The sequence below is a fragment of the Acidovorax sp. genome (assembly GCF_046339755.1).
Classification (GTDB): Bacteria; Pseudomonadota; Gammaproteobacteria; order Burkholderiales; family Burkholderiaceae_C; genus Acidovorax.
Map to the genome: position 1 here is coordinate 1 of NZ_JBKDTZ010000156.1, position 7,030 is coordinate 7,030.

Below are 7,030 nucleotides of genomic sequence, written 5' to 3' on the forward strand. Positions count from 1 at the left end.
AAACCGCTCAGCGCTTTCAACCACCCCAACACACCACCAAGATCAACCGCCTTTCGGCAACCCGCTCTTGTCAGCGCAGCCTTAGATTGTATACCGAGTTTTCAGCATCTTTTCCAAAACTTCGAAGTTTTTGCAAACTTCCTTCTTCATCTGCCCAGACTTCCAAAAGAAGGACCTCCGTGCAGCGAAGCCCTCTACTATAGCACCACTTTGATGGCCAAGCAGGGAAAACAGAAGAATTTGCACAGTCATCGGCATGGCCTGCCGCCAAGCCCGCAACCCGGCAAGAAAAAAGGAGGGCTTGCGCCCTCCTTCCACTTGCTGCGCCGGGCCCTGGGGCCAATCAGACGCGCCACTTCTCCAGCAGCTTGGCAGGGCTCAGGCTGTCATAGCCTTCGAAGGGCTGGTGGATCCAGGGGTTGGTGGGCAGGAACTCCACCGAGTAGTCCGGCGTGAACGTGGACATGCCCTTGGTCCAGATGACGGCACTGCGCAGTTCGGTGATCGGTGCGTAGTTGGTCTTGAGCATGTCGATCACGGCATGCAGGGTGTGGCCGGAATCGGCCAGGTCGTCCACCAGCAGCACCCGGCCGGCGATCTCGCCCTTGGGGGTGGTGATGAAGCGGGCGATGTCCAGGTGGCCCTGCACCGTGCCGGCTTCGGCGCGGTAGGAACTGGTAGACATGATGGCCAGCGGTTTGTCGAAGATGCGGCTCAGGATGTCGCCGGGGCGCAGGCCGCCACGGGCCAGGCACAGGATGGTGTCGAACTCCCACTCCGACTGGTGCACCTTGAGCGCCAGCTTTTCAATCAGGCTGTGGTACTCGTCGTAACTGACATAAAGGTGTTTGCCGTCTTCGGTCAACATGGGCAGGGCTCCTGGGGGTAATGGCTTGTAAACGAAGGATCACACGGCGCAGGCGCCAGGGCAAGCCCTATCGTCATATAGAGGAAATACAAAAAGCAGGCACTGCTCCGCACGGCGGACAGGCCATGCGGCCCGGGCCGCTCGTCATCGTCCGGGCCACGGCATGCAGGTCAGCTGGCCGCGTAGGGGTGCTGCATCATGATGGTGTGGTCACGGTCCGGGCTGGTCGAGATCACGTGGATGGGCACGCCGGTCACTTCGGCAATGCGCTCCAGGTAGCGGCGGGCCGCCTCGGGCAGCTTGGCGTAGTCGGTCACGCCCACGGTGGTGTCGCTCCAGCCGGGCAGGGTCTCGTAGATGGGCTTGCAGCGCGCGATGTCTTCCGCGCCCATGGGCAGCAGGTCGATCTTCTCGCCATCGAGCTCGTAGCCGGTGCACAGCAGCAGCTCGGACAGGCCGTCGAGCACATCTAGCTTGGTGATGCACAGGCCCGACAGGCCATTGACCTGGGCGCTGCGCTTGAGCAGCGCGGCGTCGAACCAGCCGCAGCGGCGGCTGCGCCCCGTGGTCACGCCCTTCTCGGCGCCCACGGTGCTCATGTGGTAACCAGGGGTGCCGGGCACTTCCCAGTCCAGCTCGGTCGGGAAGGGGCCACCGCCCACGCGGGTGCAGTAGGCCTTGGTGATGCCCAGGATGTAGTGCAGCATGCCGGGGCCCACGCCCGAACCCGCTGCGGCATTGCCGGCCACGCAGTTGCTGGAAGTGACGTAGGGGTAGGTGCCGTGGTCCACGTCGAGCAGCGTGCCCTGGGCGCCTTCGAACAGCAGGTTGGCGCCGGCCTGGTGGGCGTCGTTCAGCTCGCGCGAGACGTCGGCCATCATGGGCTTGAGCAGCTCGGCATGGCGCATGGCTTCGGCGTACACCACGTCGAACTGCACCTTGCCGTCCTGGATGTAGGGCTTCAGGGCATCGCCGAAGACGAACTTCGCCGAACCCAGGTAAGTGGTGAGCACGTGGTTGTGCAAGTCCAGCAGTTCGCGCAGCTTGGTGGCAAAGCGCTCGGGGTACTTGAGGTCCTGCACGCGCAGGGCGCGGCGGGCGATCTTGTCTTCGTAGGCGGGGCCGATGCCGCGGCCGGTGGTGCCGATCTTCTCGGTACCGCCCTGCTCGCGCGCGGCTTCGCGCGCCACGTCGATGGCTGCGTGGAACGGCAGGATCAGCGGGCAGGCCTCGCTGATGCGCAGGCGCGAGCGCACTTCCACGCCAGCCTTCTCCAGGCCTTCGATCTCCTCGAAGAGCTTGGCGGCCGACAGCACCACGCCGTTGCCGATGTAGCACTTGACGCCCGGGCGCATGATGCCGCTGGGGATCAGGTGCAGCGCGGTCTTCACGCCGTTGATCACGAGGGTGTGGCCGGCGTTGTGGCCGCCCTGGAAACGGACCACGCCCTGCGCGCTCTCCGTCAGCCAGTCCACCAGCTTGCCCTTGCCTTCGTCACCCCACTGGGTTCCGACCACCACGACGTTGCGACCTTTGCTTGCTTTCATCTCAGACCCAATTCTCAATTGCAATTAACTCGATCAAACAGCCTGCACGACCCACTGGCCCGCAACCTGCACCAGCTCTCGGTCACAGTGGAACTCATCGACTTCGCTCCCGTGCCCAGGCAGAACACACACCACCGTCTCGCCCTGGCGGCGCAGCTCGGCAATGGCGGCATTCACGTCACTCGCTTCGCCCCAGGGCGCGCGGATGGCGGCCTTCAGGGCGCGCGGCGACACCACGCTCACCAACTGCTTGATGTCCAGGCTGAAACCGGCCGCCGGCCGGTTGCGGCCGAACACGGCGCCCACTTCGTCGTAGCGGCCGCCGCGCACCAGCGCATCGCTGGCGCCCTTGCCGTAGATGGCAAAGCGGGTGCCGCTGTAGTAGGCATAGCCACGCAGGTCGGCCAGGTCGAAGGTCACCACGGCGCCGTCCAGGCGCGAGGCCAGCCAGCGCAGGTGCGACAGCACTTCGGACACACCGGCGATGTGCTTCAAGGCCTTGTCGGCCTCGGCCAGCACGGATTCGTCGCCATACAGCTGCAGCAGCGCCAGCAGTCCTTCGCGCGAGGCGGCAGGGAAATCACGGGTGATCGAGGCCAGCTCGCTCGCGTCCTTGGCCGCCAATGCACCATGGATGCGGCTGAGCAGCGATGCATCCACCGCCACGCCAGCCAGCAGGCTGCGCACGATGCGCACGTCGGCCAGGTCGATGGTGGTGTCGCGCACCTCGGCCACGCGCAGGCATTCACGCGCCAGTTGCAGGGCTTCGAGGTCGGCCTCCAGCCCGGCATGGCCTGCGAGCTGGGCGCCGATCTGCAGCGGCTCGCGCGTGGCATGGGGGCGGTCGGGGCGGGTGTGCAGCACGGGGCCGCAGTAGCACAGCCGCGTCACGCCCTTGCGGTTGAGCAGGTGGGCATCGATGCGGGCCACCTGGGGCGTGGTGTCGGCACGCAGGCCCATGGAGCGGCCCGACAGCTGGTCCACCAGCTTGAAGGTCTGGAGGTCCAGCGCCTCACCGGTACCGGTCAGCAGGGATTCCAGGTGCTCCAGCAGCGGCGGCATGACCAGCTCATAGCCATAGCAGCGCGCCGTGTCGAGCAGCCCGCGACGCAATTCTTCGATGTGCCGTGCTTCGGACGGCAAGACATCGGCAATGTGATCCGGCAGGACCCAAGCAGACATGGAGAAAAGGGGAGGCTGTTAAAACCGTGATTCTACCGGCACCGGCAAAGCACCCCCCATGGGGTGTCTGCCGCCAAAGTGACCGGGGCGTAAAAATCCGGGCGCCGGCAGTGTCCCACGGGACGGGAGCGGCTCCCAAAAAAAAGCGGCAACCCTGCCGAGCAGGGCTGCCGCTGTGGGCACGGCCGGGCCGTGGCGGGCTACTTGCGTGGCGCCGCAGACTGCGCGGCCGGGGCCGGCGCGCCGCCGCGGAAGGCCTTGAAGAAGTCCGACGACGAGGGGTCCACCACCATCACGTCGCTCTTCTTGTTGAAGCTGGACTTGTAGGCCTCCAGGCTGCGGTAGAACTGCGCAAACTGCGGGTCGCGGCCAAAGGCCTCGGCGTAGATGCGGGCCGCCTCGGCATCGCCTTCGCCCTTGAGCTTCTGGGCATCGCGGTAGGCATTGGCAATGGCAATCTCGCGCTGGCGGTCCGCATCGGCGCGGATCTTTTCGCCTTCAGCGCCGCCGGTAGAACGCAGTTCATTGGCCACGCGCTTGCGCTCGGCTTCCATGCGGCGGTACACCGACTCGGTGATGGCTTCCACATAGTCGACGCGGGTGATGCGCACGTCCACCACGTCCACGCCCCAGGGCTTGGCGCCGCGCACGGTTTCCAGCACTTCGCGCTTCACATCGGCCATCAGCGCTTCGCGCTTCACCGACAGCAGCTCCTTCACGGTGCGTTTGTTGATCTCTTCCTGGAAGGCATTGCGCACCACGCGGTTGAGCTGCATGGCGCCGGCGCCCTCGTCCAGGCCGACGTTGCGGATGTACTGGGTGGGCTCGGAGATGCGCCAGCGCACGTACCAGTCGATCACCACGCGCTGCTTCTCGGCCGTGAGCATGGGTTCCGTATCGGTGCTGTCCAGCGTGAGCAGGCGCTTGTCGATGTAGGTCACGTTCTGGAACGGCGGTGGCAGCTTGAAGTTCAAGCCCGGCTCGGTGATCACTTCCTTGATCTGCCCGAGCGCGTAGAGCACGCCGAACTGGCGCTGGTCCACCACGAAGAGCATGGAGCTCATGAGTGCAAGCACCACCAGGAGGGTGGATGCAATAAATCCGACTCTGTTCACGAGCTGCTCCTAGCGGGATTCACGTTCGCGCGTACGGTTGCTGTCGCGCGCGCGGGGGTCGTTCGAAAAAGTGGTCGTGGGCGGCAGGGTCGGCACCACGGTCGATGCGGCATTGGCCGGCGGCGACTCCAGCGTCGCGGGCGCGCCCGCGGCCGCGCTCTGCATGATCGTGTCCAGCGGCAGGTACAGGAGGTTGGAGCCCTGGCGCGAATCCACCAGCACCTTGGTCACGTTGCCGTAGATCTGCTGCATGCTTTCCAGGTACATGCGGTCGCGCGTGACCTGGGGCGCCTTCTGGTACTCGGCCAGCACGGACGAGAAGCGCTGCGCATCACCCTGCGCCTGCGCCACGATGCGGGCCTTGTAGGCCGCCGCCTCTTCATTCAGGCGCGAGGCGGAACCGACAGCGCGCGGAATCACGTCGTTGGCATAGGCCTGGGCCTCGTTCTTGGCGCGTTCTCGCTCCTGCCCGGCCTTGAGCACATCGTCGAACGAGGCCTGCACCTGCTCGGGCGGGCGCACGCCGCCCTGCTGCAGGTTGATGCCCACCACCTCGACGCCCACCTTGTAGCGGTCCAGGATGGTCTGCATCAGTGCGCGCACGCGCGGCGCGATTTGGTCGCGCTCTTCGGCCAGCGCCGTGTCCATGCGCATCTTGCCCACCACCTCGCGCACCGCTGTTTCAGCAGCCTGCACCACGGCATCCGAAGGGTTCTTGCTCTCGAACAGCCAGGCGCGCGCATCGCTCAGGCGGTACTGCACGGCGAACTTGCTCTCGACGATGTTCTCGTCTTCCGTGAGCATGGCCGACTCGCGCAGGCCGGTGCTCTTGATGATGCTGTCGCGGCCCACATCGGCCGAGCGGATCTGCGTCACGAACACCAGCTCATGGCGCTCGATCGGGTACGGCAGGCGCCAGTTGAAGCCCGCACCCACCGTGCTCTTGTACTTGCCGAACTGGGTGATCACGGCCTGCTGGCCTTCCTGCACGATGAAGAAGCCCGTGCCCATCCAGATCACGAAGACGATGCCGGCGATCAGGCCCACGCCCACGCCCGCGCTCTTCATGTCGGGCGGCTGGAAGCTGCCATTGCCGGAGCCACCCGTACCACGCCCGCCACCGCCGCCCTTGCCGCCGAACAGGCCGCCGAGCTTGCGGTTGAGGTCACGCCACAGCTCATCGAGATCCGGCGGCTGGGCATTGTTGCCCTGGCCCTTGTTGTTCTCGCGTCCGCGGTTGCCTGCGGGGGGCGGCGCCTGCCGATCGTCCGGTCGGGCGCCATCTTCCGACTTGTTGTCGTCGCCACGGCCCCAGCGGGGATCGGTCAGATTGAACATGCCCCGGATACGTTCTGGCAGCGAAGCCCAGCGTAGGGTGCGATTTTGGAAATTCATGCGCAAAGTCTCTGGTTCTCTGGTGGCATCGATCAAAACGGCATTGTGCCCAATCACTCCCCTTGGGCTGGCAATGGGATGGCGTCGGCTGGGGTCATGCCCTGCTGCGCCGCCAGCACCCGCGCCGACAGCACGCGGCGCAGATTGTCCAACCCCTGGCCGGAGCGTGCGCTCACGAACAGGCGCGGCACCATCAGCCCCTCCACTTCGTACTCGTCTTCGAGCACTGCGGGCTGCTGCCCGGCCTCGAGCGCATCGAGCTTGTTGAACACCAGCAGCTGCGGGATGTCGGCCGCGCCGATCTCGTGCAGCACGCGCTGCACCTGGTCCATCTGCTCGGGGAAGTTCGGGTTGGAGGCATCCACCACATGCAGCAGCAGGTCGGCATCGACCGCCTCCTGCAAGGTGGCCTGGAAGGCGTCGACCAGGCCGTGCGGCAGGTCGCGGATGAAGCCCACGGTGTCGGACAGGGACACCGAGCGCCCCGCATCACCCAGGTAGAGCTGGCGCGTGGTGGTGTCGAGCGTGGCGAACAGCTGGTCGGCCGCATAGGCGCGCGCCTTCACCAGCGCATTGAACAGCGTGGACTTGCCCGCATTGGTGTAGCCCACCAGCGAGATGGTGAAGGTATCGCGCCGGTCGCGCTGGCGCCGCTGCGTGGAACGCTGGCGCTTGACCTTGGTCAGGCGCTCGCGCGTGCGCTTGATGGCCTCGCCGATCATGCGGCGGTCCAGTTCGATCTGCTTTTCGCCCGGGCCGCCGCGCGCACCGATGCCGCCGGTCTGGCGCTCCAGGTGCGACCAGCGGCGCACGAGGCGGGTACTGAGGTATTGCAGGCGCGCCAGTTCGACCTGCAGCTTGCCTTCGTGCGAGCGTGCACGCTGGGCGAAGATCTCCAGGATGAGGAAGGTGCGGTCGTAGAC

6 protein-coding genes are annotated in these 7,030 nt (G+C 65.9%); all 6 read right to left on the reverse strand.

Annotation, left to right across the window (positions count from 1 at the left end; all coding sequences use genetic code 11):
* Positions 1–343: 343 nt before the first annotated feature.
* Positions 344–868 carry a phosphoribosyltransferase gene (locus ACK59X_RS13260; protein ID WP_409957789.1) on the reverse strand — a complete coding sequence of 175 codons (525 nt, stop codon included), beginning with the start codon at positions 866–868 and terminating at the stop codon, positions 344–346.
* A gap of 170 nt (positions 869–1,038) precedes the next feature.
* Entirely contained in the window at positions 1,039–2,415 is a 1,377-nt protein-coding gene (locus ACK59X_RS13265) for an adenylosuccinate synthase (RefSeq protein ID WP_409957790.1), read from the reverse strand.
* A 33-nt stretch (positions 2,416–2,448) separates the two neighbouring features.
* A complete protein-coding gene (locus tag ACK59X_RS13270; RefSeq protein WP_409957791.1) occupies positions 2,449–3,597 on the reverse strand; it encodes an ATP phosphoribosyltransferase regulatory subunit in 1,149 nt (382 codons plus the stop codon).
* A gap of 200 nt (positions 3,598–3,797) precedes the next feature.
* On the reverse strand, positions 3,798–4,712 hold the full coding sequence (gene hflC, locus ACK59X_RS13275) for a protease modulator HflC (protein WP_409957792.1): 915 nt from the start codon (positions 4,710–4,712) through the stop codon (positions 3,798–3,800).
* A gap of 9 nt (positions 4,713–4,721) precedes the next feature.
* Positions 4,722–6,107 carry an FtsH protease activity modulator HflK gene (gene hflK / locus ACK59X_RS13280; RefSeq protein ID WP_409957793.1) on the reverse strand — a complete coding sequence of 462 codons (1,386 nt, stop codon included), beginning with the start codon at positions 6,105–6,107 and terminating at the stop codon, positions 4,722–4,724.
* Positions 6,108–6,160: 53 nt separating this feature from the next.
* The coding region (hflX, locus tag ACK59X_RS13285) for a GTPase HflX (protein WP_409957794.1) at positions 6,161–7,030 on the reverse strand (870 nt) is incomplete at its 5' end.

Bases quoted from the DNA above. Each gene is read 5' to 3' on its own strand.
- ACK59X_RS13260 (WP_409957789.1), bottom strand. From the start codon at position 868: ATGTTGACCGAAGACGGCAAACACCTTTATGTCAGTTACGACGAGTAC.
- hflK (WP_409957793.1), bottom strand. From the start codon at position 6,107: ATGAATTTCCAAAATCGCACCCTACGCTGGGCTTCGCTGCCAGAACGT.
- ACK59X_RS13265 (WP_409957790.1), bottom strand. From the start codon at position 2,415: ATGAAAGCAAGCAAAGGTCGCAACGTCGTGGTGGTCGGAACCCAGTGG.
- ACK59X_RS13270 (WP_409957791.1), bottom strand. From the start codon at position 3,597: ATGTCTGCTTGGGTCCTGCCGGATCACATTGCCGATGTCTTGCCGTCC.